The organism is Pseudomonas sp. 65/3-MNA-CIBAN-0223 (assembly GCF_040310425.1).
In the GTDB taxonomy this organism is placed as follows: domain Bacteria; phylum Pseudomonadota; class Gammaproteobacteria; order Pseudomonadales; family Pseudomonadaceae; genus Aquipseudomonas; species Aquipseudomonas gregormendelii.
Genome location: NZ_JBEOPV010000180.1, coordinates 1 through 266, shown reverse-complemented (window position 1 = coordinate 266; position 266 = coordinate 1). Strand labels below are relative to the sequence as shown.

At 40.2% G+C, this 266-nt stretch carries 1 protein-coding gene; it reads left to right on the top strand.

The features are described 5' to 3' along the window. On the top strand, positions 1-266 hold a 266-nt coding region (locus AAEZ09_RS28450; protein WP_350601682.1), incomplete at both ends, for a nitrous oxide reductase accessory protein NosL.

Here is a 266-nt window from a genome sequence, read left to right as displayed (position 1 = left end):
ATCGTTGGTTGTTCAGAGCCATCAGAGCAACAACAAATTATCCATCAAGCGGTGGCGATTGAAAGTGCTGATGAATGCCATTTGTGTGGCATGTTAATCAGTAATTTTTCAGGTCCAAAAGCGGAGCTATTTCGCAAAGGTATTACGCAAGCAGATGGCGATCAGGTAAAAAAATTCTGTTCAACACGTGACATGTTTAGCTTTTATCTCGACCCAGAAAATAAGCGTAACGTTACTACTATTTTAGTGCATGACATGAGTAAAGC